The sequence below is a fragment of the Taibaiella chishuiensis genome (genome assembly GCF_003014535.1).
Lineage (GTDB): Bacteria > Bacteroidota > Bacteroidia > Chitinophagales > Chitinophagaceae > Taibaiella > Taibaiella chishuiensis.
Genome location: NZ_PYGD01000003.1, coordinates 243,014 through 267,398, shown reverse-complemented (window position 1 = coordinate 267,398; position 24,385 = coordinate 243,014). Strand labels below are relative to the sequence as shown.

Here is a 24,385-nt window from a genome sequence, read left to right as displayed (position 1 = left end):
AATGGCTATCGCGAAACCGTCGTTCGAGATAATACCTCTCGACAGATTGCAATTAGATGAAGCGAATCCAAGACTTCCCAAATCACTGCATGGAGAGGCTGAAGAGGATATTTTGCAATATATGCTGTTGGATGCATCTTTAATTGAGTTGATGTTGGCAATAGGAAAAAACGATTTCTTTCCGGGAGAGCAGTTATTAGTGGTGAAATCTGGGAAGGATAGCTTCAAGGTAATTGAAGGCAATAGGCGTCTTTCTGCTTTAAAATTGCTAAATAATCCAGAATTAGCTAACGTTCAAAAAACGAAAGTTCAACAAGCAGTTTCCGAATCTCAGTTTAGACCAACACAAATTCCTTGTTTAGTATTCTCTAAGGAAGAGGACATTCACAATTACCTTGGATATAGGCATATCACAGGAATAAAAGAATGGAAGCTACTTGAAAAGGCCAGATATTTATTTGAACTGTGGCAAACACAATATAATGAACTAAATTTAAATCAAGCATCACGAGAACTAGCGAAAAGCATTGGTAGCAGAAAAGACTATGTTAAGAGAATTTTAGTTGGATATCAGCTTTTTGACAAAATTGAAGACGAAGCTTTTTATAGAATTCCTGGATTGGACGACACCACTTTTTATTTCAACTACATTGCAGATAGCTTAAATAAACAACATATTGCAGAATACTTGGGAGTGGATTTAAAAGAGATTGACGATATAGAAGAGGTCGAAATTGACGAAGTGGGTCTACAAAATTGGACAAAGTGGCTTTTTGAAAAAAATGTTGAGGGAAGAACAAGGCTGATAGGCGATAGTTCGAGTTTAACTGCACTAAATAAGGTCTTGGGGCACAATGATGCAAAAATTGCGTTTGTTGAAAAAGGCATAAGTCTTGAGGCAGCTTTAGATATGACAGGAGAAGCGGACTCAACATTCTATTCACATCTAAGCAATGCAATAAATAGCTTAGAAAATGCCGATCGAATAGTTATAAAAGTAAAGGTGACTTATTCAGATGCTATAGATCAAATTAAGGACATAAGAGCACTTGCTTCAAAAATTGGTCGTTCACTACAAGAAAAAGAAGAGAATGAGGATGAACTTTAATGATAAATTAGCCAACTTCTTTTCTAAATTCTCCTTGGTTTTGGGCGATAAACCTACAAGAAAATTGATATACCTATATGCCGATTACATTGAGTTGGTAAGCTTATTCTCAAATGATAACTTTGTTTCAGCATCGGATATTCTTGATCGGTTTAAAGACGAAGGTTTACTACAAAGAAGTAAAGAAGACTCAGAACAGGCTAGCCTCAATGATGAAGATGAGCGTTTTGTAGATAGCATATATCGATTGTTAATAGAAAGAAGTCAACTTTTTGAAACTGACTATCCTTTTATTGTCGAAGGCATAGATAAGATTAAATTAAAACCTGTTGCTACTATTAGCTCCCGACAAAAGATTTATCTATACCTCCTGATTGCTTCTTCTTTAAATATTTTTAAAGATTTTCAACCTGAATTGACAAAGGAATTTGAGATTTTGTCTGCTGCAGTATTACGTAATTTTCTGCCTGCCCATGCTGTAGTAAAATCATTTGGGAAAACCTCTGATTACAACGGATCAGCAGTAGAAAAAATAAAAGCGCTGGCACAGGATTTAAAAGTTTCATTGGACGAACACGCATTTGGTGAAATATCAGAACGAGGTAATCAAGAGAAAGGGCTTGATTTAATCGGCTGGATACCATTTTCGGATAATGTTCCAAACTTCCTCGCTATTCTAGTTCAATGTGCATGCGGAAAGGATTGGAATAAAAAATTGCACGAAACTAGTAGATATAACAATTACATGAGATTCCATCGGCTGAATCCGGTTCACTCAATGTTCATTCCTTATAGTTTGATAAGCTTCGCCAAGAAATCCATGGCTCGAAATGACGAAATAAATGAGAGATTGATCTTTGAACGAAAGAGAATTTTAAACTATACCCTTGACGTAGTTTTTTTTGACGATTTAGATTCTAAGCAATTAATTGACCAGTGTATTAAGTTTGAAGAGGATATAGTCTAATACTATATTGATCATATCTTGTAGTGTCTAGGGGAAACTTCCTTTTAGCAAGATTAAGTTTTCGATCTGGCATTGAAAAAGAATGGGGAAGATTTAAGGAGCGGGTCATGACCCGCTCTTTTATTGACAAGGTTGATGAGCAAATTACTTGCTCGCTATTGTAAGCTTCCCTTAAAACCTTAGTGTTTAAAAGTAGATAAAAACACTAACTTTAAAGTTGAAGCAATGAAAAAGTCAAAATTCACAGAAAGCCAGTGTAAGCCACCGGTCACCTTTTTAGAACAACATCAAAAACAATCAAACTTCCCTACGTTCATTGCAGACGAAAATTGCAATTGGGAAAAACTTGTAAATGCCTCAACAGTATGACGAATTTCTTTTCCCTGGCTCCAGGGTTTATAGAGCAAAACTGAATGATCTCTAACAAAAAACTCTACTTTTAATCGTTAGTATTCAAGGTGAGTTTACACAAACACTACGTCCCTATTTTAAGGGCAAAAGAGGGCGAATTTAAAGCCCTGGAAGACACAACAACGGCTATTAAAAAAGGCATGACCCCGCTATTGGAAGTACAGGATGTTAGTTGGGTGGGATTACGAAATGAAATGGAAGGCAAAACATTGGTAGCACACCTCTCTAAACTGGGTGAAAAAATAGTGTCATGTTGGGAGGAAGATTTGCCTATTTTTATTGACTCGCCATTTATTGATTGCGATAGATGTATTGACGATGGAACACAGCTGCCCCATTTTCGTGATTTTTATATTCTCATTATCATAAGTATATTTGACATATGATGACACTCGAACAAATTCAAAAAATCAAAGACCCGACCGAGCGAGCAATTTTCGAGGCGGCTTACTGGGAAGTCCAAAAGCCCCCTTCAGGAATCGCCGATTATGCGTTTCTTTTAGGAATGGCCGGCGTCTTGCTCATTTTTGTTTTGGCTATATACCTGGCCGTAAGAGAGTACAAAAGAAACAATCCGCGATTCCGAAAGGTGATTGCATAGTCAACATAATAGCAAAGCCACCTTAACGGTGGCTTTGTCGTTAGGTTCGTCTCAGTTATTTAGCCAAAAGACTCAACTACCAATTATCACTTTTTTCGGTAACCCTTAATTAGGTAATTGCATGCACTAAAAACATATTTATGAAAAAGAAAAAAATCACATCATTTATTTTTGCCATTTTCGGACTATTGTTGAGCTTCAATGCAGAGGCCGACGTTTATGTCCAAAGAGAATCCGGCGGCAGCACTGGGAACGTTGATTTCTATCAGCAAGGCTCGAACATAATATACAGTGTAAGTCACCATGTTTTTACAATTGCACCTGAAACCAAAAGCTTTTTCAGCGTCTATCCCCCTCCAACCAACTATAATGCGACTTTTGTATTTACCTACATGAACCCCGTCAATAACACACCTTATCAATTCATTATAAACACTGCAGATGTGAACGCCGTCAATGATTATATGATTTATCCCGATGTTACCGGAGCTGTTGTGTTATTTATTAAGAAAGTGCCTGCATCTTTTGGTAATTTTCAATTCAATTTTTGGATTAACAGAGTATAATTTACAAAGGAAATACCCCTTGTTTGCACGTATAAACATCAAAGCCATCCATAAGGGTGGCTTTCTGCGTTACAAACAAGACCGGAGCATATGATGGTAAGCCGGAAAATAAGATACAGGCACGGAGCGCTCCACAAAACCAAGAATACCGCCTGTGCAGGGTTTGTATGTTCAGACTCGCTTACGCATGCAAAGAATAGCACTTACTCATTGCCCCTTTTTTCAATAAACTTTAATCGCGTATTTGGAGTTCTAAAACATTCCTTATGAAAAAGAAAAAAGTGATTTTCAGCCCGAAACTGTTCCTGCAAAAGGACACCATCGCAGAATTGAATATGGACCAATCCCATCAGGTTCTGGGCGGAGCCAACACCGAACGCGATGCCAATAGCCAAAGCCCTTGTGGTCCCTGCAATGCAAGCCTCGATGGCGGTTGCCTAACCAGGCAGTATTCTATATGTCCGACTGTTGTTAACGCCAATGGTGTTTGTTGTGTCAAGGCTAATACCGGCATAAATGGCCCCTGCTAACCTTGCAGCCTTCAATCATCTAACTGCAAAGCCACCCTTTTGGGTGGCTTTGTTTTTTTCATTTTTTAATGGGCATCGCCAGGGAACCCTGATGAATCCCACCATTGCCCGGCCTGTTTTAGCAGGGTGCACACGTAGTTTGCAAACAGGAACCGTTACAGGACAAAACGCAGGCACTGATCATCTGGCAGGTCGCTCTTATCGTACCTATAGGATCGGTAGGACAGGCGGCACAATTGGTCCTGCAGGCCGACAAGGCCTCGGTATTGGTTACACCGCCAACCAGTCTCATTTCCTGGTCGTCATTTAATTGAATAATGGTCTTCTTTTTCAGAGACAGGATCCGGTGGAATGTTTTCTTTTTCATAGATATATAATTTAATGGTGAATAGTAAAATTATAAATTAATATTGAAATAAATCAACATTTGTAAAAGAAAAACAAGTAAAGTTTGCTGCAGCGATTAAATAGCCGCCTGGACAACGCGAATCCCCGGGATGCCAGGTATATCCGGGAGCGGGACAATTACCGGTGTGCACTTAATCAACCATAGCCCCCAATTACCCGGCGCCGGCACCCACTTACGAAATAGTGCTTGACAAATTGATTTGAATTTTTAATTTTATAATAAAATATATTTTTTATGAAAAAGAAAAAATTGAATTTAGACGCCAAATTGTTCCTGGACAAGTCTGTGGTATCGGCGCTGAACGGGGTTAACCCGGATGCCGTATTGGGGGGCAATACTGCAGTATCCATCTGTATGCAATGTCCCTATACAAGGGTTAATCTAACTTGTGTTGGCTGCGACACCAGGCAACCAACCATATGCCCTACTATTATGCAAGACGATAGATGCTGCGTCATAGCCTCCCGGATGTCGGACTGTATTTGCTAACGGGGGTGTTTATGTTCAAAAGCATGAAAACGGTCCGTGCTCCGGCTCCCAACTCGCCCCCCTGTTGACAATGTTTTACCCCTTTATGAACCTCTACTGTTCCAAGCTGTCTTTAATCATACTATAGGGGATCAACAAACAATATATTGAACACCGATCAGACGCCTGGAACTAAGCCAAGCTCCGGGGAAAGCAGCAATGATAGGTGTTCATATTGAATTTACTTGTTCTTGCTACCAATAGTAGATGCTATTTGAAAACACAAATAAAATAATATAAATTTATAATAAAATATGTTTTTTATGAAAAAGAAAAAATTGAATTTAGATGCCAAATTATTCCTGGACAAATCTGTGGTATCGGCGCTGAACGGGGTTAACCAGGATGCTGTGTTAGGCGGCAATACACAGAACTCCATATGCTTCCCCTGTGTGCCGAGTTTCCCCAACGTTTGCCAGACCCTGCAAGCAACAGTATGCCCCACAGTCTGGGTCAACAATCAATGCTGCGCTAAGGCAACTATAGGCGGGGGGTGCTAAACGCGCGGTTATTACCTTCAATACCATGCAGCGCCCCCCCAAAGGATGTTGCATGGTATTCTTGTATTACAAACCTGCAAACATAAATGCCGTTCACATCTTGCCTTATTACCGGCCCTGCTATAGCCCAACAAATTTTACAGGGGCATTAAATGCCCCCGGGCCCATCGATCTTTGAAAGTCACAAATACATACCTCATGAAAAAGTCAGCTATTAACCTGCCCAAAAAATTATTCCTGGAGAAAGCAACGCTTGCTATCCTGAACCGAGACAACCAGCAATCCGTAAAAGGCGGACAGTACTACCCCGCCCCGGATCGCAATGCGCCGCCTTCGCGTGCCCAGGGTTATGACTGTTGTATTATTGCCACTTACGATGGTCCTGCCTGCATTACCGTATTAAACGAGTGCCGCATTACCGTATTGGAAGATTGCATTATCGGCTTGGGATAAGGTAACCAGCTTCGACAAGTTTGCTTCAACATAAAAGCCACCCTTGGGTGGCTTTTTTACGGACCAGCCTTTAGCAAGCGCGGCCCATTTTTCAATGTATCATTTATTACTACCCATTCACCTCAGACACAAGGCCCGCAAACGCTTCTCACAGGGTTGTTACACGACACAAGGCAGACAGTTGTTCCATTATTCTGCGTTATAGGAGGTGCAGGACAGAGCACACAATTGGTCAGGCATGACAAATCTCGGGTAGGGGTTATACCCCCAACGAGTCCTATTTCCTGGTCGCTATTTAACTGAATAATGGTCTTCTTTTTCAGAGACAGGATCCGGGGAATTGTTTTCTTTTTCATAAATTATAATTTAAATGTTAACAATAAATTTATAGTTTAATATTTAAATAAACAAATATTTAAAATAATTGAAAACAATTTCAATAGCGCTCCGATTATGGTAAAGTGTCTGTCCATTGCTCCTTCATTCAGATCAGGGATGGCAGTACCCAATGAAGCAATATCTGTTAAAACAAAAAGGGATAATGCAAAGCATATAAAGCATATCCCGAAAGGGTAACCATCCCCACAATGCAGGAATCAAACTACATTTAAAAGAAATGAGCCCGATACGATATCGGGCTCATCACGATCAAAACCAATCTTTAATTCGTCTGATCTTTTAGGGCATCCTAAGTAATTATAGGTATACCCGGTAAAGGCCACCGGCCTGGAACAGATGTTCCAGGCTTCTGCTTAATTGATTTCCAGCAATACATTGCCACCACCGAGCGCCGTCCAGGTGGCCGAGATATCGCAGGGGGTACCCGTGGAAGAGAACGACGTACTGGCGCCACAACTACCCGGCGCACCAATCGTTGTGGTAGGTGCATAATCGGAATAGATCATTACCCCGTCCCAGCCTGAATTTGCGGCTACTAGGGTTTGCGCACCAAAACCCCAGCGGTACCAGCCCAGGCCCGGAGAGTTCATATTGGTCACGTTGTTGTAGGCAAACGAATTACCGGGATATACTTCCAGGCGGGTAGAATAATAAGAGCAGGTGGTTGTATTGGCCGCATCATGTGCATAAAAGACCAGGGTAACCCTGCAGCCGGCATTACTGTTAACGAACAGGGCCGCCTTGGCCGAAAATGTTGCTGCGCCGAGCAACAGCATCGCGAATAATTTTTTCATTGTTGGAAGGTGTTTGTTTACCTACAAATATGAAGCAGTTCCTATATTCATCGGAAAGACATTTTATAGAACAATAGAAATTATTCACCATGCGCTGTAAATAATTTATCCTGGCATTCATAAACAAGGTTCAAGGGCACAAGATTCCGTTGGCGTCGCCACCCTGCCCTGCCGTTAAAGTACTGCAAATACAGGAATACCGGTATTTCCGGGCTTTCGGCATTGTGCTAATATTGTGTCACTAAAACACAACTATCATGAAGAAGAAAAAAACAGCAACCCGCCTGTCGTTGCAAAAGAAGACGATCACATTGCTGAACAAACAAGCAATGCAACGTTTAGCAGGCGGCGCCGATACGGAGCGCAACTGTCCCTTCGAAACCCGGTTCCAGGATTGCCTGACGCAATACTTTACCCGTTGCGGCAACAGTTGCGACTAAGTACCGGTAAGACTTATACGACAGCAGCCACCGCTATTGCGGTGGCTGCTCCTGTTTTACATACAACGGATCGGGTAGAATGCAAGACATGGGTTGCCTGCGCGGAAACGCAGTACCAGCCTGCTTAGCAACCTACGGTTGCACATACCGGCTTGGTCGTAAGACATGCAGTCGGGTTATTGGCAGAGGGACAATTTTGTGCGGTCTGGCAAGTAGGCGTAGCCGAAGTTGTGGTTGTACACGGATAAATACAGGACGGCGCCTTAGTAGGACAATTGGGCTGGTCGGTAATGCCACCGCCACGTACGCTGTATTGTTCATCGGAATTCAGGTTAGCCAGCACTTCTTTATGCAGGCTCAGTTTACGCAGCGAAACGATCTTCTTTTTCATAGTTTGTTCTTGTTTATAAATGAAGACCGAAAGTAGAAGCCCTGCGGGGCATAAAACGCCACCGGCCCATAGTTTGCATTAATTAACGGTGTTGCAGCATCCGCAGGTTAACCCTGCTGATGTACTGATACCGCGACGCTGCATACCGCAGCGCTTTATAAACCAGCCATCTGGCGCATCGATTGTCGATCGTAACAAAGCCCTGCTACAGGGATACCTGTAGTTTAAAATACAGGTAGGCTGGTATTGCCCCGAACAAGCGCCACCGCTACCTTCGATGCTCCATCCTTAAAACAAAAATCCATGAAAAAGAAAACCATGAGTTCCAAACTCAACATCAAAAAGAAAGTGATCACCCAACTGAGCAACCCCGAACAGGTTACCGGCGGATGGTGGACCAGACAGCCCATAAGGAAGACAACGGACTGTAGTTATGATTGCTCTTCTAAAATGTCGGACTGTCTTTGTAATTAAGACAGGATACCCCTGTCCGGTTGGTTATCAAAAGCAAAAGGGCCACGTTATAACAACGTGACCCTTTTTATCCATTACCTACTCACGAAAAACAACAAGTTAGGCGCAGTTCTCAGATAAGAAACAGTAATTACCATAACTCCAGCAGGTCATACCGCAACCGGTAAGCTGGTTGGTATCCGCAGCTGCCGCAATCTGGCGTAAGCCGCCTTTAATGGTATCCTGCTGGTTCAGCGTTCCGATAACCATTTTCTTAAGATCCAGTTTTTCTACTTGCTTTTTCTTTTTCATTGTTACTGTGCTTTAATTAAAAAATAAAAATTGATATTGCCGGCGATGACCGGAGTTCTATTCCGTCCTGTAGACGGCGCACACAAACAGGCGATGATCCGCAACAGGACTTATCTTTTTAGTTCGTGATATCCAGCATTACATTGTTTCCGCCCAGGGGTAGCCAGGATGCATTGATGGAATAACCGGACGCGGCGGCTGAGTATGATGTGGTTGCAGCACAGGAACCCGGGTTGCCGATGGTATTGTACGGCAGCAGGGAAGTAGAAGGCACAATGTCTGCCGCATCAAAGCCGGAACCACTGGTAACCAATGTGGCCGGTATATTCCAGGGTTGCCCCCAGAGTAATCCACCCGAGGTTACGTTATTGAAAGCCATCGAAGTGCCCGATGGCACGTTAAAACGCTGGCAATAGTAGGAACATGGGGCCGGGTGATTGCTATCGTGCGCCCAGAGTACGACCACAACATCATACGACGCGTTGTTGTTGATAAACAAAGCAGCCCTGGCACTTACTGTTACCAGGGATAAAGCCAGCAGCGCGAATATTTTTTTCATAAGCAGGAGTTTTTTGTTTGGTCTTCAAATATTGAACATTTCCCATAGCCTTCCTCCCCCTTTTTCAGCAATCCGGATAAAATGTTTATGAACGGGAGCATTTATTTCAGCGCATAAGCAATAAAGGCATCTCTTGCACTTGCACAGCCCCTGGTACAGCAAGGTGGTATATACTGCATAATATGCAGGTAAACCTCCGCGTTAATGGAGTATGCGTATCCTCCTGTTTATGACCTTCCTCGCTATCGCGATACCGGCCCACGCCCAGTTTTACTACGAAGCTTCGCTTACCGGCGGATACCCGCTGATGCTGTCCGGAGCCCACAAATTCAGCCGGGGTATCCCTGCGATCCGCATCATGGCAGGCTACCGGCTGAACGATACACGGCTGCAGCCTTACCTGGTCTTAAGCACCGGTGCTGCCAAGTTGCCGCTACAGAGCCAGCCTGTGGAAAAGCTGACCATACCGGTATTGGCCACTTCATTTATGATCGGGCTCTCCGGCGTAACCTATTATGATGAAGGCAGGAACGCAGAATGGATCATGGGCGGCGGCATAGGCCTGCTGCTGATCCGCCGGGAATCGTATACGCTTTACCAGGGCGACTATGAGCTCAACCTCCCTTATACATCGCTGCTGGGCGACGCCTGGTACCCTAAAGCGGAATACCATCTGCGCTGGACGCGCTACAGTAACCCCGAGGGGCGTTTCAGCTTCTATTTCGGAGCACTGGTTATGGCAGAAGCCATATGGATGCGGGACACCAAGACCCGTTATACCGCCTCGATCAACGGCGATACCTACAATATCCGGTTCAACAGTTTTGTACTGATGCCCTCTGTCGGGGCGCTTATGGGCTTCCGCCTGTAAACGGTGCGGATACTCGACAGGGAAAAGCATGTACCGGGCCATGCGTTTGGATAGCGCACATTTCGTAAATTGCAGGAAACGCTTACGCCTATGCCCCAGGATAGTACTACCCGGTTCAGCAACAGGGTTGAAGATTACGTTAAGTACCGCCCGGGATACCCGCCCGAGGTCATCCTGTTTTTACAGGCGCAATACAACCTCGATACCGGTAAGATTATTGCCGATATTGGTTCGGGCACAGGCTTATCTACTGCGCCTTTCCTGGAGGCGGGTTACAGGACCTACGCCGTGGAACCCAATGCGGCGATGCGTGAAAAGTCGGTAAGCCTGCTGCAGCAATACCCGGGCTTTAAGCCGGTGGACGGTACCGCGGAGCATACCGGTCTGCCGGACCAAAGCGTGGATGCCGTTATCGCGGGCCAGGCGTTCCACTGGTTCGACCGCCAGGCGGCCCGGACAGAGTTTTGCCGTATCCTGCAGCCAACGGGTATTGTAGCCTTAATATGGAATGAGCGCAGGATACTGAACCAGTTTGAGAAAGAATACGACCGGCTTATCCAGAAGCATGCTAAAGATTATGTGCAAGTAAGCCAGCGCAATATAAACCTGCAGGCGATCCGGGATTTCTTTTCGCCCGGCACCTGTTATTACGACCTGTTTGTCAACAAACAGGTATTCGACTTCGAAGGACTCGAAGGCCGGCTCCTGTCTTCGTCGTATATGCCCGGCCGGGAAACAGAAGGTTACGAGGCTATGCATAAGGAACTTAGGCTTTTGTTCGACCGCTACCAGGAAGCCGGTACGGTAACCCTGAATTACGATACCAAACTCTATACCGGCAAACTGCCGGCCCGCCGCTGATCCGGCGCAACATCCTATTACCCTGCAGCCCGCGTTGCGAAAGGATCGTGGCTGATACCTACCCCCTGCAATGCAGCCCGAAGCGTCTATGTCCAAACAAGCTGTACAGGACCTCTATCCTGTAACCCTTGTCCCGGACTCATTCCCCCTATCTCCTTTTCATTTCCCCACTAATGTTTTCTATTTCATCTTACGTCTTACTTAGCACACTTTACGGGTATTGATCCTACACCGGCAAGGAGCAAAGGACGGTTACCGATAAGGATAGAAAAACCGGTTTAAAAACTGCGGTCAATGTCCGCCGTTCTATGCGCAACGTCGCTTGCCCAAGTAAAAAATCGGAGCATTGGCATACCAGCGAAGTGATTTGTTTAACATGTCAATGTTTAGTCATCCCGCAGCGTGCAAAAAATGAGTTCCATCGGGCCACGTTCGCCTGCCCCCTGATCTTTCCCTACCCATAAAGATTCCTATATTGTAAAAAGCCCGGGCGCAGGGCCCGGGCCGGATACACTAATCGAAAGTCTTCGGGGAGAAGATCTTCAGATTCACACGCTTCCGCTAACCAGGCGAATGCGATTCAAATGTAGTGACAAACGTTTACCATAGATGACTCCCGCACACAAATTCGCAGTTATTCGTACAGTTGTAAAAATTCAAAGAATTTAACACAGCTCTTAAACCAGTGTAGATAACAAAAAGAAACCCGGTCCGAAGACCGGGCAAGTTCACGATAAGACTAAAAGAAAACGGGGAGGTAAACCTTCAGCATCGTACTTCTTAGACCAAACTGGTACGAAGATAAAGGTGGATATTATCGAAACCTAGAAACGTTCACATTAATTAGCACTACTTTAAGACCGCTTACATCATCGTGCAGCTGCCAGGTATCAAACCTGGTATTTCCCGGCAACCGGGACAGGATAAGCACACCAGATGCAAGCCCTGTACCTGCAAAAAACACAGGGACAAAAAAAAGGCCCGGCCATAAAGACCGGGCACGAAATCAAGATATGAAACTAACCAGAACGAAAGTACACCGAAGAATGATTGAAGCCGCAAAACGTTCACATAAATTAACACTTTTGTTTAATGCATGTATCCCCGGCACCGGCATGCACAACATGAGGTACGCTGTATCCCTTTACAGTAGCGCATCCTGGCTTTATGCCATCCCGTCCTTCAAATCTTAACAGGAGACAACCATAAAAATCGTATACCATCACAATCCCTCATCGTCTTATAACAAGACACACCGGTTATTATCTTTTCGTTTGTTGCTTACCATAAAAAAAGCGGACTGTTATACAACAGTCCGCAGGCATTTAAAGAAACAGGTCTGTATCTTAATTAGAAGATCAGGAGTACGATGTTTCCTGCAGTATTTACGTTCCAGCTAACGGTGTAAGCAGAACCGCCGTTACAGGCAGGAAAATCGCCAACAGTAGCGCTCGATACGCTCATAGAAGTAGTACCCTGCACATTGATCTGGTAAGTCCAGTTACCGCCCTGCGCAACTTTGGCGCCTACGAACGAACCGGTTGGAAAAAACTGGTTGGCGCCTGGTGTAGAAGCCGGTGTTACGCTTACATAACCCACCTGCGTGCTGATGGTATAAGCACAGTTGGTCAGGTTCATGATCTGCAGGCTATTGGCATAACTGGCAGCGGTACAGAAAACGGAAATCATCAGGAATAACATTACTTTTTTCATAAGGAGATTTATTTGTTTGGTGAAGAACAAAGATCTACGCCACGGGGGGCAAAAAATGCCCCCGGGGAAAAACCGGTCAAATACTTCCTGTTTACCTCCCGAATAAGTCTGGTTACGAAGCGACACGCTCCGACAATTGCGGATTTATGGTAACTATAATTCCATCGGGGCAGGGCCGGCTTTAGTTGCCGTTACCCGATGCCAGGGGCCAGGAAACAATGCGACAAAATATTTTTTCAAAAAAAAGACCTAAGAAATTTGTTCGTACGAAAAGTTTCCTACCTTTGAAATATGAAACTGACAGATAAGAATACGAAAGACCAGGAACCCACAAAAGCGGAACTGGAAATCCTGCAGGTATTGTGGGAGGAAGGTCCTTCTACGGTGCGGGCGGTCAACAGTAAGCTCAACGAGCAAAGAGAACTGAACTATACCTCTACGCTGAAGCTGATGCAGATCATGGTTGAAAAAGGGTTACTGCTACGCGACGAAAGCAGTATGAAACATATTTACAGACCGGCACAGGAAGAACAGAAAACCAAAGGCTTCCTGCTCGACCGTTTTGTAAAGACCTTATACAAAGGCTCCCCCTCAAGCCTGATGATGCAACTGCTGGGCAACCAGGAAACTTCCCGGGAAGAACTGGATGCGATCAGGAACCTGCTGAAACAAATGGATAATAAATAAACCCCATGCAACTGATGGCTCGCCTATTCGAACATTTCTGGACCACTGAGTTATGCAGGGCATTGTGCCTTACCTTTCTTCATTCTTTATGGGAAGGATTACTGCTGTCCTTATTGGCCGCCTTTATTATCCAGTTCAGCGCCAAAGCGAGCCCAGGCAAGCGGTACAACCTGTTTGCCCTGCTGCTGGGCGCATTTGCGCTTACCAGCGGCGTCACCTTCGTTCTTTGTTTCAAACACAACCCTACCGCGGATCTTGCCGACAACCTGGCGACCACCGGCGAACGGCACCAACTCCCCACCCTGCTCCTGGCGCTATGGACAGCGCTTACCGGGTTTATCAATGCCAATGCCAACGCCCTTAGCCTGCTCTGGATAACCGTATGCGGCTTTAAGGGCTTCCGGCTGATACAGGATATGAGGCAGCTGCGCGGACAACGCAGGCAGGCAACTACCGTGCAGGACAACTACTGGACCAACAGGCTGGAAACACTCAAAACACGGCTGGGCATCAAGGAAACCGTGCGGCTTAAAGAATCGGCACTACTGCAGAGTCCATCGGTAGCAGGTATCCTGAAACCTATTATCCTATTGCCTTTGGGCATGCTGAGCCAGCTGCCGCCGGAACAAGTTGAAGCCATACTGCTACACGAGCTCGCCCATATACGCCGTAAGGATTACCTCGTCAACCTGGGCCAGACCCTGCTCGAAGCCTTGTTCTTTTTCAATCCTTTTTTACGCTGGCTTTCTGCGCAGCTGCGTACCGAAAGGGAAAACTGCTGCGATGAGCTGGCCCTGGAAGTCAGTGGCAATAAAACCGCACTGGTCCATGCATTGCTATCCTTCGGCCAATTGCAACTTGCAGGCGGCCGTGGCCTGGCAATGGCGCTGGGCGGCCGTAAAACCTTACTGCTCGACCGCGTAACCCGTATCGCCTCCAACAGGAACAAGACCCTGAGCAATATCGAAAAGAGCTTCCTGGTTTTATTCAGCCTGGCCCTGCTTTCCTTTCTCTGTACGTTCTCCTGGAATATGCAACAGATAAACAGGAACAGCCGCAAAGACAATATGCAACACCGGTACCAGCAACCGATCCGTATTGCATCGGATCCATGGACGACCACGGCCTGTATACAAACCCCACGCAGGGCAGACCGCGTACTGATACGCCGTTCCTTAAAATCGACCAGCCGTACCGAAATACTGACGACGACGATTACCACCGTAAATGAACAACCCGGCACCGATACGCTTGCATTGAGCCAACATATTATTACCGACCTTGCCCGCGCAGGCATTATTGCCGAAGACCGCCTACTGTCCTACAAACTAAACGACGACGAACTGGTGGTAAACGGCATTAAACAACCTGCGACCCTGCATCATCAATTAAAAAGCAAATACGTTAAAAATGCCGGCTGGGCTATACTCTACGACCTGCAGACCAGTACGGACGCACCTACTGTACCTCAAAGCAAAAACACCGACAGCCCCATACCCGATCACCATCAAGTTTCCTAACCCAACCAGCAACGCAACAGCAGCCGCCTGTCTTTACTGAAGCACCTTACCCGATCCATATAGCCCCCATACCTGAATCATGAAAGCAAAATTCATGGCACTGCTCGCCTTGTGCCTTATCCTCTCCGGCTACCTTTATGCAGATGGCAGCCCCGCCCTTAACGGCACGGTAAAAGACGCCCGGAACGAACCCGCCATCGGCGCGTTGGTATCGCTGCTCGCTGCAAAAGACAGCAGCGTGGTAAAATCTACCCTTACCGATTACGATGGCAATTTCCAGCTGGACCAAATGAAAACCGGCGCCTACCTGCTGCGGGTAAGCCTTGTCGGTCACGAAACCTATACCAGTGCTGCCATAACCCTGGACACAACAGTACAGAACCTGCCGGCCATTACCCTGCAAACCAGCAAGGGGCAGGAACTTAAAGAAGTATCCATAGTAGGACAAAAGGCGTTTATAGAACAGAAAATAGACCGCCTGGTCGTGAATGTAGATGCACTGATCTCCAATGCCGGCAGCTCGGCGCTGGATGCCCTCGAAAAATCGCCGGGCGTACGCATCGACAACAACGGCGCGATCAGCCTTAAAGGTAAAAACGGCGTCATGGTCTTTATCGACGATAAACCGACCTACCTCTCCGGCAGCGAACTGGAAAACTACCTGCGCTCCCTCCCTGCCGATGCCATAGATAAGATCGAGATCATGACCAACCCGCCCGCCAAATACGAAGCGGCCGGCAATGCAGGCGTCATCAATATCAAAACGAAAAAGGCAAAGGCCAATGGCTTCAATGGTAATATCAGTCTGAATTACGGGCAGGGGCGTTACGCATCGTCCAACAACAGCCTGAACCTGAACTACCGTAAAAACAAGTTTAATTTCTTTACAACCCTTTCGTACAACGGCCGTACCTCGTTTAACGACCTCGACATCATACGGGACCTGCGTACCCAGGACGAGCAGCCCATGACCTATTTTTCGCAGAACTCCTATATTAAATTCAGGAGTAAAAGCGTGACATCCAAGCTGGGTATGGATTTTTATGCCACGTCCAAATCGACCTTCGGCATCGTACTGACCGGACAGTATAACCCCGGCAGCCGCAACACTGACAACGTCAGTAAAATTGCGGATGCACAGCGGATCCCGGATTCCTTTATCGTAGCTGAGAACCGCGAAAACTCGACATTCCGTAACGGCGGTATCAATTTCAACTTCAGGCACAACTTCGACAGCAGCGGGCGGGAACTGGGTATAGACCTGGACTATGTCAACTATAAAACACATGACGATATATCGTTCAACAACTACAGCTACCGCCCGGACATGTCGCCGCTCAGCCAGGATCATCTTACCGGCAACCTGCCCGCCACGATTAATATTTATGCTGCCAAAATAGATTATACCCATCCCCTGGGTAAAGGCGCTATCTTATCGGCAGGCGCTAAAACCAGCTATACGGCTACAGACAATACCGCCGACTATAAAAACATCGTTGGTAATAACGCAGTGCCCGATTACGACAAAAGCAATCATTTTCTCTATAAAGAATACATTAACGCCGGCTACCTGAACCTGAGCAAAGAATGGAAACGCCTGTCGATGCAGCTGGGCCTGCGTTTGGAGCATACCCACTCCGCCGGCCACCAGCTGGGCAATGTTATGAAACCCGATTCTTCGTTTACCCGCGACTATACCAACCTGTTCCCGACGGTTTATTTTTCCTATAAACTCGACGACAACGCCAATAACGTGATCGGCCTTAATTACGGCCGCAGGATAGACCGTCCTTACTATGAGAACCTCAACCCTTTCATTTCGCCACTCGACAAGTTCAGCTATTATGTGGGCAACCCATTTCTTAATCCCTCTTTTTCCAATACCCTTAACCTGAGCCATACCTATAAAGGCAAACTAACCACCACGCTTTCTTTAGGGCGCGTTAATAACGAGGTAACGGAGACCATAGAAATGCAGGGTAAGATTATGTACAGCAGGCCGGGCAATATCGGGAAGACCGAGTTTGGTACCCTTTCGGTAGACGCCTCGATACCGGTGGGCAAATGGCTTACGATAAACGCCTACGGCGAGTTTGGTTACTATCATTACCAAAGCCAGTTGTATACCGAAACGCTGGATGCAAGCGGACCTTACGGCTTCTTCTCGCTCAACAACCAGATACTGCTGGGTAAAGGCTGGAGCGCCGAGCTGGGCGCGGTATACCGTACCGATGTGGTATCCGCCCAATTTATCTCCGGCACCTTCTGGCAGATCAATGCCGGTCTTCAGAAAAAGCTGCTTAAAGATAAAGCCAGCATAAGGCTGAGCCTGAACGATATCTTTTTCACAAGAGTTAATAAAGGCATTATTAATAACCTGGCGCATACCGATGCCACCTATAACAACGTTTACGATACCCGCGTAGCCCGTCTTACCTTCAGTTACCGTTTTGGCAAAACCAATAACCAGGCCAGGCAAAAAAACACCAGTGCCGAAGCCGAACAGGGAAGGGTAAGGCAATAAAGAATCCATAAAGAGTCTGCCGTTCTAAAAAGTCAAAAGTCAAAAAAACCACCGCAGGGAATTCATACGCACCCTAACGGTACCGGAGCCTGCTTCTGCAGGTTCCTTTTTTTATGCAGGAAATAAACGCAATGCTCCTTGTAAAAAAAACTATACTTCCGTTTTTTTCCCTATCCCGAAAGGAGCCTTTATCTTTACCCCCTCAAACGATCCATTTTACATGAGCGATTTACACTCTTTTTTTGCGGAAAAACATTTTGCAGAACTGCCTGAAAACAACGCCGGGCACCCTTTACAGATCGGGAAAAAGATCCAGGTGATCACGGAGTTCAAGCCGGACTGGAGCGAAGCCGATATCGTACTGGTTGGTTGCGGCGAACAAAGAGGGCACGACTTTAATGCAGGCTGGTCGATGGCAGCCGATGCCGTAAGAGCGGAGTTGTATCGTATGTATGATTGGCATGGCAGTGTGAAGGTAGCGGACATGGGTAATATCCGGGAAGGCGCAAGCATTGCCGATACCCGCGCCGCGCTGCGTACCGTACTGCAGGAAATACAGGAACAAGGCAAAGTGGCCCTGGTTATCGGTGGTTCGCACGACCTTACCCTGCAGCAATACGATGTATTTAAAAGAGCCGGCCAGACTGCCAATGCGGCCGTAGTCGATATGCTGATCGATCTCGAGGAAACGGAGAACATAAGCGATGCCGGCTTCCTGATGGATATGCTTACCGAGCAGCCCAATTTCGTAAGGCACTTCAGCCATATGGGTTTCCAGAGTTATTATACCAACCCGGGCATGCTCGAAACCCTGGACAAGCTGCGGTTTGACTGCTTCCGCCTGGGCCGCGTACGCGAAAACCCCGAAGAAATGGAGCCTGTGCTGCGCAACTGTGACCTGTTGAGTATCGACATGAAGGCGGTACGCAAATGTGATGCGCCTTTCTTGAAGGATGGCTCGCCCAATGGTCTCTTCGGCGATGAAATGTGCCAGCTTACCCGTTATGCCGGCATGAGCGGCCGCTTGTCGTCCATGGGTATCTATGGTTACCAGCCCGAAAACGATACCGACCAGCAGGGCGCCAGGCTTATAGCTCAAATGCTGTGGTATTTTGTAGATGGTTTCCTGGTCCGCAAAAATGAGGCCGACCCGGTTGCCGACCGCAACGACTTTATCGAATACCAGGTAGCCCTTACCGGCAACGACACCCTTTTCCTGAAAAGTAAAAAGACCAACCGCTGGTGGATGCAATTACCGGACGGTAGTTTTACTCCCTGTTCATATGCCGATTACCTGCAAGCGGCCTCCAACGAAATTCCCGAACGCTGGTTCCGCGAACAGGAGCGCGTGGTATAAAAAGCAGCTAGTTTATAGCAACTATATCTTACAAGTCTATAAAAATCAGCTTTTTAAAATAGATTTGAAAAACAATAATAAATAAATAAACTAAAATAAAATATATCAAAAGTACGCCTTTAAGCTTTTTTGGCACGTAATTTGTTCTATACTTAATATCTTTTCATAGTGCGGTTTATTGGTTTAAACAGTGTCCTCTAGTCTTAGAGGACGCTTATTTTTTATATATGCCCTCCCCCTGTTCTTATCGGGACGCTAAGAATAAAGAGGAATAGGAACACACGTTGGTAAAGCCGGCTAAGGGATAAGATCCTTCGCGATGCTCAGGATGACAGGCTTCTTCTTGGTGTCTGATGCTTTGCACGCCATTGAAGCCAGCTAACCGGTGAGATCCTTCGCGATGCTCAGGATGACAACATTCCTCCTGGTATTTGGTGCTTTGCACTCCATTGAAGCCAGCTAGGGGATGAGATCCTTCGCGATGCTCAGGATGACAGGCTCCTTCTTGGTACTTGACGCTTTGCACGCTGGTGAAGCCAGCTAATTGAGCAGATGCTTCGCTGCGCTCAGCATGACAACACTCCTCCTGGTGTTTGATGCTTGCACTCCATTGAAGCCAGCGAACCGGTGAGACCCCTCGCGATGCTCAGGATGACATCTCACATCCCACATCTCATATCTAATATCTCACATCTATTTACCAGCCTTCGCCTTATTTATTTTACGGATCTTTTCTTCAATTGCCAGGCGTTCGCCCACCGTGGCAATCTCCTTGGTCAGCGCCATCTTGTAATACTGGACAGCGCGGTCCGCATTGCCCAGGCTGGCCTGGTAGTCGCCTTCGAGCCGGTATGCATCGTAGTACTCGGGGTTATTGGACACGAATGCACCGGAACCGACTTTCACCTTATCCATCCAGTTCATTTTTGCTTTGCGGAACAAGAGAAAACGGGCGTACTCATCCGTTTGCAGGAAGGGATCGGGAGGAATATTCAAACTGGTATCGGCCACTTCATGATCTGTACCAAGACCCTGCATGGCAAATACCTTGCGCAGGTCGTAACAAACATAAGTGCCCATCTGCCAGGGCGCCGTACTCACCCACATCCGCAGGCTGTCGGGCATAAAAATAACCGAGTGGTGGGCAATAAACTGGTTAACAGCTTTCTCGTTACCGTTACCGATATCGGCATCATGCAAGCCTTTACGGTCGCGCAGTATAGCGGCCACCTTAGCGGGATTAAGCGGGTACTGCTGCTGCAATAACTCCTGCAGGCGCTGGTAGCGGTATACCGATGCACTGCCCTGCATTTGTTCCTGGTTGAGCTTTTGCGCACCGAGTAAATCGCTCTGGTAATGATTGGTACATTCTATGTGATCGGCTGCGGGATCATATACCGCCAGCGTATCCGGGGTCTTTTCGATAAGCGCCGAACGGTGATCGGCGGCTGAGCCGACCAGGAAGCTCTCACTTACAAACATCTCGCGTTTATGTGCAATGGCCACCGCCTCTTTGATATTACCCGCATATTGCAGGATTTCGCGGGCCACCAGCGATACCGGCGTAGCAGCGTCGAAAGGAATGCGCGACCGGGCGGCATTAATGGTAACGGTAAGTCCCTGATCATTCATGCCGGAAACCACACCCACAAAGCCTCCCCAGGTAATATAGGCAAACTTATGACCGGTAGTAGGGTTGACGAATGAGACAATTTTGTGCTCGGCAAATTCGTCGCCCACCCAGAAGTCGAAATTGCGGCCCAGGATCATCGCACCGGATTCGGTTTTAGTATCCCAGGCGCCAAACGAGGTACAACCCACCAGCATCAGGTTCTGCAGCGCATGACCGATATCGTGTGCGGCATGGTAATTGAGCTGCCGGGCATAATTGCTGCCGATCCATTTAAAACTATCGGATGCGGCCAGCGACTCGCCGTAGATTTCCAGTTTATACTCGTCCGTAACATGTTCCGGCAACCCGCGGTTCATGAAGCCCACCACGTATTTTAGGAATTTAAGATACCCTTCGCTCGGGATCATTTTCCGGATCTGGTGGGTAAAGGCGATCTCCTGCGATACGATCAGTTCGCGGGACAGTTTCCCGTTGATCACGCCGCGTTCGAAAGGGCCGCCCGACACATACATCTCATAAAGCCCGTACCTGCTTTTGCGCAGCCAGTTATTGCCCAGCACATAAGCCGTACTGTCGAGCTGCGTACGCTGCAGCGCTTCTACGGCACGGTCCTGCACTGCAGGAGGCTTAACATCAGACACCTTCCATACATATACACAGAAGATCAGCAGCAACAACAGCAATATGCCCAGGAACCAGGCCAGGAATTTGAGTATTTTCTTTACGATACGCATCGGCCCGCAAAGATACGATGCAGATACAGAATCCCGGCAGGCAGCAGGCCTTAAACAGGATGTTATTTAACGAAAAGGAGCCCGAACCCTTACCGGGTCAACGTTTTAGGCCGCCGATGGCAAAATATAAGATAAGCAGTACCTTTGCAGGCGCTAATACATTATACGATGCCTATGACCTTCCACGACCTGAACCTGAACGCCTCCCTATTAAACGCACTGGACGATATCGGGATCAGTACGCCCACAACCATCCAGCAAAAGGTATTTTCGGTAGTGATGTCGGGCTCCGATGTATGTGGCATTGCCCAGACCGGTACGGGTAAAACCTTTGCCTACCTGCTGCCTATGCTGCGCCAGTTCAAGTTTTCGAAAGATCCGCACCCGCAGATGCTGATCATTGTACCCACCCGCGAACTGGTGGTACAGGTAACCGAAGCGGTAAAAAAACTGAGCAAATACCTGACCCTGGAAGCGGTGGGCGTATACGGTGGTGTGAATATGAAACCCCAGATCGCAGCCGTGGGAAACGGGTTGGACGTATTGGTGGCCACACCGGGACGCCTGCTGGACCTGATCCTGAATGGCGCTTTAAAAACCAAGGCGATCAAAAAACTGGTGATCGACGAGGTGGACGAAATGCTGAACCTGGGCTTCAGGCCGCAGCTGAACCGCGTAATGGCGCTGCTGCCGCCAAAAAGGCAAAACCTGATGTTCTCGGCTACCCTGACCGAAGAAGTACAGCAATTCATTACCGATTACTTTAACGATCCGCAGCGCGTAGAAGCCGCGCCGGCCGGCACGCCGCTCGAAAATATCGACCAGGCCGTTTATGAAGTGCCCAACTTCAACACGAAGGTCAACTTGCTGGAATACCTGCTGGCACATGATGCCGAGACGACGAAAGTGCTCGTCTTTACCAGCACCAAGGCCCTGGCCAACCAGTTGTTCGAAAAGGTGGAAAACCAGTATCCGGAGCAGGTGGGCGTGATCCACTCCAATAAAGAGCAGAACCACAGGTTCAATACCGTTAAACAGTTTAAAGAAGGCAATTACCGGTTTATTATCGCCACCGATATCGTAGCCAGGGGTATCGATATTGCCGAAGTAACGCATGTTATTAATTTCGACCTGCCCGAAATACCGGAAAACTATATCCACCGCATAGGCCGTACCGGCCGGGCGGATAAACAGGGTATCGCGATCTCGCTGGTAACGGAAAAAGAAAAAGAACAATTGAATGCCATCGAAGAACTGATGCGGTACCAGGTGCCGGTAAAGGACTTACCCGGAGACCTGGAGATCTCCACGGTACTGACCCCGGACGAAATGCCCAAAGTCATTATCAAGGAGATTAAATTAAAAATTCCGAAACGCGAAGATGTGGGCCCGGCCTTCCACGAAAAATCGGCCAAGAACAGCAAGAAGAATATTAAGGTAAGCCATGCCGATAAGATGATGCAGAAATACGGCAAGAAAAAAACGCGCGGCGCCAAACCTAAAAGAAAAAAATAAGCCGATAGGCCCACAAAGAAAAACACCGGAACCATAAGTCCCGGTGTTTTTTTATCGTAAAACGAGCCTACTTAGCTCACTTTGGTAATCTTCAGCATATTGGTCGGCAGGTGCGCATTAACCGGCGTGCTCCCGGTGTTCACCACGATATCGCCGATCTTAACCAGGCCTTTCTCTTTCAGTACTTCGATCTGGTCGGAGATAATGCGGTCGAGGCTTTCCTCCTGGTCGTAAAAGAAGGCCTGCACGCCCCAGCTCAGGCTTAACTGGTTGATCAGTGTCTGCGTTTTGGTAAATACATACAAAGAGGCATGCGGACGGAAGCTGGACAACATAAAGCCGGTATAACCGCTTTGCGTCATACCGATAAGGGCGTCGGCCCTTACGTCTTCTGCTATCTTACAGGCATTATAACACAGGGCGTCGCTCAGGAAAGAAGGAGAGTGCGGCTGGGGCACCAGGTTGCGGTTATACACCACAGCTTCTTTCTCTACTTCGCGGATAATGTTTACCATCGTTTGTACTACCAGTGCAGGATGCGTACCCATAGCCGTTTCGCCGCTCAGCATTACCGCATCGGCGCCTTCCATTACGGCATTGGCCACATCGGTAATCTCGCTGCGGTTGGGCCGTGTGCGGTCGATCATGCTCTCCATCATCTGGGTGGCGATGATCACGGGTTTGGCACGGTGAATGCATTTACGCACGATCTCTTTCTGGATCATCGGTATTTTCTCTACCGGCATTTCCACACCCAGGTCGCCACGGGCCACCATCACAGCATCCGAAGCCAGGATGATTTCGCGCAGGTGCTGCAGGGCTTCCGGTTTTTCGATCTTGGCGATGATCTTTGCAGGGCTACCCTTTTCTTTCAGGATCAGCTTCAGGTTCAGGATATCCTCGGGTTTACGTACAAAGGAAAGACCGATCCAGTCGATACGCTGTTCGATAATAAAGTTGAGATCCCTCAGGTCCTTTTCGGTAAGCGATGGAATGGAGATATTGGTATCGGGCAGGTTTACCCCTTTACGGGGCAACAGGATACCGCCATTCTGTACTTCAGCGCGTACCAGGCCTTCGGGCGTGATCTCTATCACGCGGGTTTCGATCTTACCATCGTCCAGCAGGATATTCTCCCCTACCTTGGCATCTTTATGAAAGTCAGGATAGGAGATATACAGCGCATCTTTCGTACCGACACAAGGCGTATTGGTAAAGGTGATCACTTCCCCTTTCTGCAACAGCAGGGCATCGTCCTGGATATCGCCTACACGGAGCTTAGGGCCCTGCAGGTCGGCCAGGATGGCTATATTAAAAGGATATTCAGCATTGATCTTCCGGATATTGGCAATGACTTCGGCATGCTTTTCGTGGGAGCCATGCGAGAAGTTAAGCCGGAATACATTAACGCCGGTATGCACGAGTTCTAAAAGTTTTTCATAGGAATCGCAAGCCGGGCCTACGGTTGCTATGATCTTTGTTTTGTGCAGCATGTTGTTCTTATATTTTTAAAATGAGTATAATGGCAGCGGGCAAAACCCGCGCCAGG

At 47.2% G+C, this 24,385-nt stretch carries 26 protein-coding genes; 18 read left to right on the top strand and 8 right to left on the bottom strand.

What is annotated here, in order from left to right; translation table 11 throughout:
* The first annotated feature begins 1 nt into the window (after position 1).
* The 6 genes from B0I18_RS11490 (at position 2) to B0I18_RS11465 (ending at position 4,183) form a co-directional block, all read left to right on the top strand.
* Positions 2-1,108 (top strand): hypothetical protein, encoded by a 1,107-nt coding sequence (locus B0I18_RS11490; protein WP_106522853.1) that lies wholly within the window; start codon positions 2-4, stop codon positions 1,106-1,108.
* Positions 1,098-2,075: a hypothetical protein gene (locus tag B0I18_RS11485; protein WP_146146725.1), complete on the top strand. Its 978-nt coding sequence runs from the start codon at positions 1,098-1,100 to the stop codon at positions 2,073-2,075. The genes B0I18_RS11490 and B0I18_RS11485 overlap by 11 nt, the downstream gene beginning before the upstream one ends.
* Before the next feature lie 458 nt (positions 2,076-2,533).
* Positions 2,534-2,872, top strand: a complete 339-nt coding sequence (locus tag B0I18_RS11480) for a beta family protein (protein WP_106522851.1) — start codon at positions 2,534-2,536, stop codon at positions 2,870-2,872.
* Positions 2,869-3,087 (top strand): hypothetical protein, encoded by a 219-nt coding sequence (locus B0I18_RS11475; protein ID WP_106522850.1) that lies wholly within the window; start codon positions 2,869-2,871, stop codon positions 3,085-3,087. The genes B0I18_RS11480 and B0I18_RS11475 overlap by 4 nt, the downstream gene beginning before the upstream one ends.
* A gap of 140 nt (positions 3,088-3,227) precedes the next feature.
* Positions 3,228-3,653, top strand: coding sequence for a hypothetical protein (locus tag B0I18_RS11470; RefSeq protein WP_106522849.1), 426 nt, complete (start codon positions 3,228-3,230; stop codon positions 3,651-3,653).
* 266 nt (positions 3,654-3,919) lie between these two features.
* Positions 3,920-4,183 (top strand): class I lanthipeptide, encoded by a 264-nt coding sequence (locus tag B0I18_RS11465; protein ID WP_106522848.1) that lies wholly within the window; start codon positions 3,920-3,922, stop codon positions 4,181-4,183.
* A 118-nt stretch (positions 4,184-4,301) separates the two neighbouring features.
* On the opposite strand, the gene B0I18_RS11460 is transcribed toward B0I18_RS11465, so the two are convergent.
* The gene (locus tag B0I18_RS11460) at positions 4,302-4,550 is read right to left on the bottom strand and encodes a class I lanthipeptide (RefSeq protein ID WP_106522847.1); all 249 of its coding nucleotides are present in this window, start codon (positions 4,548-4,550) and stop codon (positions 4,302-4,304) included.
* A gap of 276 nt (positions 4,551-4,826) precedes the next feature.
* Here B0I18_RS11460 and B0I18_RS25500 point away from each other — a divergent pair, with 276 nt between their 5' ends.
* The 3 genes from B0I18_RS25500 (at position 4,827) to B0I18_RS11450 (ending at position 6,073) form a co-directional block, all read left to right on the top strand.
* Entirely contained in the window at positions 4,827-5,081 is a 255-nt protein-coding gene (locus B0I18_RS25500) for a class I lanthipeptide (RefSeq protein ID WP_219905967.1), read from the top strand.
* A gap of 302 nt (positions 5,082-5,383) precedes the next feature.
* Entirely contained in the window at positions 5,384-5,620 is a 237-nt protein-coding gene (locus B0I18_RS11455; RefSeq protein WP_146146724.1) for a class I lanthipeptide, read from the top strand.
* A gap of 198 nt (positions 5,621-5,818) precedes the next feature.
* The gene (locus B0I18_RS11450) at positions 5,819-6,073 is read left to right on the top strand and encodes a class I lanthipeptide (RefSeq protein ID WP_106522845.1); all 255 of its coding nucleotides are present in this window, start codon (positions 5,819-5,821) and stop codon (positions 6,071-6,073) included.
* Positions 6,074-6,825: 752 nt separating this feature from the next.
* Here the strand turns inward: B0I18_RS11450 and B0I18_RS11445 are convergent.
* Positions 6,826-7,266, bottom strand: a complete 441-nt coding sequence (locus B0I18_RS11445; RefSeq protein ID WP_106522844.1) for a hypothetical protein — start codon at positions 7,264-7,266, stop codon at positions 6,826-6,828.
* 257 nt (positions 7,267-7,523) lie between these two features.
* On the opposite strand from B0I18_RS11445, the gene B0I18_RS11440 reads away from it, so the two are divergent.
* Entirely contained in the window at positions 7,524-7,706 is a 183-nt protein-coding gene (locus B0I18_RS11440) for a class I lanthipeptide (RefSeq protein ID WP_106522843.1), read from the top strand.
* A gap of 124 nt (positions 7,707-7,830) precedes the next feature.
* Here B0I18_RS11440 and B0I18_RS11435 read toward each other — a convergent pair whose 3' ends face one another.
* The gene (locus B0I18_RS11435; RefSeq protein ID WP_106522842.1) at positions 7,831-8,097 is read right to left on the bottom strand and encodes a class I lanthipeptide; all 267 of its coding nucleotides are present in this window, start codon (positions 8,095-8,097) and stop codon (positions 7,831-7,833) included.
* 303 nt (positions 8,098-8,400) lie between these two features.
* Between B0I18_RS11435 and B0I18_RS25085 the strand changes: the two genes are divergently transcribed.
* Positions 8,401-8,571: a hypothetical protein gene (locus tag B0I18_RS25085; RefSeq protein ID WP_181358432.1), complete on the top strand. Its 171-nt coding sequence runs from the start codon at positions 8,401-8,403 to the stop codon at positions 8,569-8,571.
* Between the two features lie 99 nt (positions 8,572-8,670).
* Here the strand turns inward: B0I18_RS25085 and B0I18_RS11430 are convergent, their stop codons facing one another.
* Complete coding sequence (locus B0I18_RS11430) at positions 8,671-8,862, bottom strand: hypothetical protein (RefSeq protein WP_106522841.1); 192 nt, start codon at positions 8,860-8,862, stop codon at positions 8,671-8,673.
* Between the two features lie 118 nt (positions 8,863-8,980).
* Positions 8,981-9,421 carry a hypothetical protein gene (locus tag B0I18_RS11425; protein ID WP_106522840.1) on the bottom strand — a complete coding sequence of 147 codons (441 nt, stop codon included), beginning with the start codon at positions 9,419-9,421 and terminating at the stop codon, positions 8,981-8,983.
* A 211-nt stretch (positions 9,422-9,632) separates the two neighbouring features.
* Here B0I18_RS11425 and B0I18_RS11420 point away from each other — a divergent pair, with 211 nt between their 5' ends.
* Together B0I18_RS11420 and B0I18_RS11415 are read left to right on the top strand one after the other, a co-directional pair.
* Positions 9,633-10,292, top strand: coding sequence for a hypothetical protein (locus tag B0I18_RS11420; RefSeq protein ID WP_106522839.1), 660 nt, complete (start codon positions 9,633-9,635; stop codon positions 10,290-10,292).
* A 90-nt stretch (positions 10,293-10,382) separates the two neighbouring features.
* The gene (locus tag B0I18_RS11415; RefSeq protein WP_106522838.1) at positions 10,383-11,153 is read left to right on the top strand and encodes a class I SAM-dependent methyltransferase; all 771 of its coding nucleotides are present in this window, start codon (positions 10,383-10,385) and stop codon (positions 11,151-11,153) included.
* 1,350 nt (positions 11,154-12,503) lie between these two features.
* Here the strand turns inward: B0I18_RS11415 and B0I18_RS11410 are convergent.
* A complete protein-coding gene (locus tag B0I18_RS11410) occupies positions 12,504-12,866 on the bottom strand; it encodes a hypothetical protein (protein ID WP_106522837.1) in 363 nt (120 codons plus the stop codon).
* A gap of 291 nt (positions 12,867-13,157) precedes the next feature.
* Here B0I18_RS11410 and B0I18_RS11405 point away from each other — a divergent pair, with 291 nt between their 5' ends.
* The 4 genes from B0I18_RS11405 to B0I18_RS11390 all read left to right on the top strand — a co-directional run bounded on the left by B0I18_RS11405 (position 13,158) and on the right by B0I18_RS11390 (position 18,954).
* On the top strand, positions 13,158-13,553 hold the full coding sequence (locus tag B0I18_RS11405; protein WP_106522836.1) for a BlaI/MecI/CopY family transcriptional regulator: 396 nt from the start codon (positions 13,158-13,160) through the stop codon (positions 13,551-13,553).
* Positions 13,554-13,567: 14 nt separating this feature from the next.
* Positions 13,568-15,073, top strand: coding sequence for a M56 family metallopeptidase (locus B0I18_RS11400; protein WP_181358431.1), 1,506 nt, complete (start codon positions 13,568-13,570; stop codon positions 15,071-15,073).
* Positions 15,074-15,152: 79 nt separating this feature from the next.
* Positions 15,153-17,597 (top strand): outer membrane beta-barrel family protein, encoded by a 2,445-nt coding sequence (locus tag B0I18_RS11395; protein WP_106522834.1) that lies wholly within the window; start codon positions 15,153-15,155, stop codon positions 17,595-17,597.
* Between the two features lie 220 nt (positions 17,598-17,817).
* On the top strand, positions 17,818-18,954 hold the full coding sequence (locus B0I18_RS11390; protein WP_106522833.1) for a formimidoylglutamase: 1,137 nt from the start codon (positions 17,818-17,820) through the stop codon (positions 18,952-18,954).
* A 693-nt stretch (positions 18,955-19,647) separates the two neighbouring features.
* Here B0I18_RS11390 and B0I18_RS11385 read toward each other — a convergent pair.
* Positions 19,648-21,321 carry a C45 family autoproteolytic acyltransferase/hydrolase gene (locus B0I18_RS11385; RefSeq protein ID WP_106522832.1) on the bottom strand — a complete coding sequence of 558 codons (1,674 nt, stop codon included), beginning with the start codon at positions 21,319-21,321 and terminating at the stop codon, positions 19,648-19,650.
* A 168-nt stretch (positions 21,322-21,489) separates the two neighbouring features.
* Between B0I18_RS11385 and B0I18_RS11380 the strand changes: the two genes are divergently transcribed.
* Entirely contained in the window at positions 21,490-22,836 is a 1,347-nt protein-coding gene (locus B0I18_RS11380) for a DEAD/DEAH box helicase (protein ID WP_245882087.1), read from the top strand.
* Between the two features lie 71 nt (positions 22,837-22,907).
* Here the strand turns inward: B0I18_RS11380 and pyk are convergent, their stop codons facing one another.
* Entirely contained in the window at positions 22,908-24,329 is a 1,422-nt protein-coding gene (pyk, locus tag B0I18_RS11375) for a pyruvate kinase (protein WP_106522830.1), read from the bottom strand.
* Positions 24,330-24,385: the final 56 nt, after the last annotated feature.

Bases quoted from the DNA above. Each gene is read 5' to 3' on its own strand.
- B0I18_RS11420 (WP_106522839.1), top strand. From the start codon at position 9,633: ATGCGTATCCTCCTGTTTATGACCTTCCTCGCTATCGCGATACCGGCC.
- B0I18_RS11430 (WP_106522841.1), bottom strand. From the start codon at position 8,862: ATGAAAAAGAAAAAGCAAGTAGAAAAACTGGATCTTAAGAAAATGGTT.
- B0I18_RS11435 (WP_106522842.1), bottom strand. From the start codon at position 8,097: ATGAAAAAGAAGATCGTTTCGCTGCGTAAACTGAGCCTGCATAAAGAA.
- B0I18_RS11415 (WP_106522838.1), top strand. From the start codon at position 10,383: ATGCCCCAGGATAGTACTACCCGGTTCAGCAACAGGGTTGAAGATTAC.
- B0I18_RS11380 (WP_245882087.1), top strand. From the start codon at position 21,490: ATGCCTATGACCTTCCACGACCTGAACCTGAACGCCTCCCTATTAAAC.
- B0I18_RS11450 (WP_106522845.1), top strand. From the start codon at position 5,819: ATGAAAAAGTCAGCTATTAACCTGCCCAAAAAATTATTCCTGGAGAAA.
- B0I18_RS11465 (WP_106522848.1), top strand. From the start codon at position 3,920: ATGAAAAAGAAAAAAGTGATTTTCAGCCCGAAACTGTTCCTGCAAAAG.
- B0I18_RS11400 (WP_181358431.1), top strand. From the start codon at position 13,568: ATGGCTCGCCTATTCGAACATTTCTGGACCACTGAGTTATGCAGGGCA.
- B0I18_RS11425 (WP_106522840.1), bottom strand. From the start codon at position 9,421: ATGAAAAAAATATTCGCGCTGCTGGCTTTATCCCTGGTAACAGTAAGT.
- B0I18_RS11395 (WP_106522834.1), top strand. From the start codon at position 15,153: ATGAAAGCAAAATTCATGGCACTGCTCGCCTTGTGCCTTATCCTCTCC.
- B0I18_RS11470 (WP_106522849.1), top strand. From the start codon at position 3,228: ATGAAAAAGAAAAAAATCACATCATTTATTTTTGCCATTTTCGGACTA.
- B0I18_RS11490 (WP_106522853.1), top strand. From the start codon at position 2: ATGGCTATCGCGAAACCGTCGTTCGAGATAATACCTCTCGACAGATTG.
- B0I18_RS25085 (WP_181358432.1), top strand. From the start codon at position 8,401: ATGAAAAAGAAAACCATGAGTTCCAAACTCAACATCAAAAAGAAAGTG.
- B0I18_RS11410 (WP_106522837.1), bottom strand. From the start codon at position 12,866: ATGAAAAAAGTAATGTTATTCCTGATGATTTCCGTTTTCTGTACCGCT.
- B0I18_RS11385 (WP_106522832.1), bottom strand. From the start codon at position 21,321: ATGCGTATCGTAAAGAAAATACTCAAATTCCTGGCCTGGTTCCTGGGC.
- B0I18_RS11455 (WP_146146724.1), top strand. From the start codon at position 5,384: ATGAAAAAGAAAAAATTGAATTTAGATGCCAAATTATTCCTGGACAAA.
- pyk (WP_106522830.1), bottom strand. From the start codon at position 24,329: ATGCTGCACAAAACAAAGATCATAGCAACCGTAGGCCCGGCTTGCGAT.
- B0I18_RS11390 (WP_106522833.1), top strand. From the start codon at position 17,818: ATGAGCGATTTACACTCTTTTTTTGCGGAAAAACATTTTGCAGAACTG.
- B0I18_RS25500 (WP_219905967.1), top strand. From the start codon at position 4,827: ATGAAAAAGAAAAAATTGAATTTAGACGCCAAATTGTTCCTGGACAAG.
- B0I18_RS11445 (WP_106522844.1), bottom strand. From the start codon at position 7,266: ATGAAAAAATTATTCGCGATGCTGTTGCTCGGCGCAGCAACATTTTCG.
- B0I18_RS11405 (WP_106522836.1), top strand. From the start codon at position 13,158: ATGAAACTGACAGATAAGAATACGAAAGACCAGGAACCCACAAAAGCG.
- B0I18_RS11485 (WP_146146725.1), top strand. From the start codon at position 1,098: ATGAACTTTAATGATAAATTAGCCAACTTCTTTTCTAAATTCTCCTTG.
- B0I18_RS11475 (WP_106522850.1), top strand. From the start codon at position 2,869: ATGATGACACTCGAACAAATTCAAAAAATCAAAGACCCGACCGAGCGA.
- B0I18_RS11440 (WP_106522843.1), top strand. From the start codon at position 7,524: ATGAAGAAGAAAAAAACAGCAACCCGCCTGTCGTTGCAAAAGAAGACG.
- B0I18_RS11460 (WP_106522847.1), bottom strand. From the start codon at position 4,550: ATGAAAAAGAAAACATTCCACCGGATCCTGTCTCTGAAAAAGAAGACC.